The 1,761-nt window shown below is 48.1% G+C and carries 3 protein-coding genes; all 3 read right to left on the reverse strand.

Annotated elements, in window-relative coordinates; translation table 11 throughout:
- A partial coding sequence (locus tag R7Q47_RS23630; protein WP_318089558.1) for an ATP-binding cassette domain-containing protein occupies positions 1 to 266 on the reverse strand: 266 nt, incomplete at its 3' end.
- Positions 266 to 1,192, reverse strand: a complete 927-nt coding sequence (locus R7Q47_RS23635; protein ID WP_140119472.1) for a metal ABC transporter substrate-binding protein — start codon at positions 1,190 to 1,192, stop codon at positions 266 to 268. The genes R7Q47_RS23635 and R7Q47_RS23630, both read right to left, overlap by 1 nt.
- A 22-nt stretch (positions 1,193 to 1,214) precedes the next feature.
- Positions 1,215 to 1,761, reverse strand: a 547-nt coding sequence (locus R7Q47_RS23640; protein ID WP_318089564.1) for a DUF6162 family protein, incomplete at its 5' end; no start/stop codon positions are given.

Consider the following 1,761-nt stretch of genomic DNA (forward strand, 5'->3'; position numbering starts at 1 on the left):
CTGGCTTCAAACATCGCTTTTTGAGGAACATAACCAACGTTTCCGCCAAGCTTATTGTGAGTCTTACTCGGCCAATGAACGGAAATGTCGCCAGTAAAAGGCGTAAGTCCAAGTACGGAGCGCAACAACGAGGTTTTTCCTCCACCATTTGGACCCATGATCACATGGCACTTGCCCGGCTCGAAGGTTGTCGTGACATTTTGCAATATCACGTTGTCACCGTATTGGAGACTTAAATTATCTATCGAGATAGAAGGACCAAGCATTACGCTTTCTCCTGTGCGTGTTTGCTTGCCACGAACTTCATCGCTTCAATCAAGGTCTCAACGTTTTCGCGCATCTCAACTTCCACTTTGTCCGCTTCGTATTCCCCATGCGTCATGTGAGAAAAACGGTAGAGCTTAACTCCTGTCGCTTCTTCGATGGTATCAACAAAGCGATTTGGCATATTCAGCTCGTAAAACAACACATCAATGCCAGATCGTTTGATCTTCTCGATCGTCTCTTGCAGTTGGCTCGCGCTCGGCTCCACGCCATGAGCTGGCTCAATCACTGCGGCAACATCCACACCAAACTCTTGCAGAATGTAGCCGTATGCGTTGTGCGTTGTCGCAACCTTCATACCCGCCGTGTCCAATTCGCCCAACGACAACATGGCATCACGTTTCATCATGCGAAAAGTTTTGGCGTATTGACGCGCGTTTTTACGGTAGAAATCGGCATTTTCAGGGTCGAGTTTGCTCAACTCGCTCGCGATGGTATAAACCTTTTGAATCGTTGTTGAGAGCCCAACGAACGTATGTGGATTCACCGCGCCTTGCCCGACTGATTGTCCCATTGCTGGCAATAGCGGAACTTCTTTGTTGGCTTCAATGACAACGAGATCATCGCGTTGCGACGCGTTGATCACCTTCAATGCAAAATCATCATGGCCAATACCATTCACCACAATGACATCCATTTCATTAAGACGTTTTAGATCATTCGGTTGCGGTAAGTAGTTATGAGGATTAAAGCCAGCATCCACCAGCGGCAAGATTTCCGCTTTGTCACCAACAACAGCGTGCACATAGCTGAAATAAGGCTGAAGCGTGATACCAATTTTCATTTTGTCACTCGCGAAACTGGACGTGCTAGCGACCAATAAAGCGCAAGATGCAAACATGGAACGTAAAAGCGAACGTGTGATCATAATATGTATTCTTTGAATTGAGTTAAGTGTGCGAAGGGTGAGCAGAAGATGGAGAAGAGAGAATTAGCTGTTGCCACCCCTGTTGATGGCGATGGCTTTCTTCGCTCAATGTTGGGGCTGGCGCAAAACCATGGGCATCGATTAGCCAAATGTCGGCGTGGCTTTGACGACTATCTAGAATCATTGAAGCCGCCCCTTGCTCACTCTGTCTGATGCCCAAATAGATCCCGTCACCAATGCTCTGCCATTGATGCGAACCTTTACGCTTACAGTTTTGATCTTGAGCAAAGGGAGCAATCCACAGTGACGCCATCTCTTGCGCATCTGGCCAGCTGCCGGATTCTGCGTGTAAATCGCGCAGTTCTTCGTGCGCCAGTTTTAGCTCGGCAATCAAACCGAGCTCTTCTTGGTGCAAGTCCGTGATTCGAACTTGATGAGAAAGCACTTCAGAATGGGGAGAATCAACTTGGTGCAGAGGCATCAAAAAGCTGGCAGTCGCAAGAATACCAACGATGCTGAGCGCCACCCATTTCCCTTCACGACTGCCGTTATCGGGACGAACTTTTTGT

Source organism: Vibrio sp. Vb0349 (genome assembly GCF_033338975.1).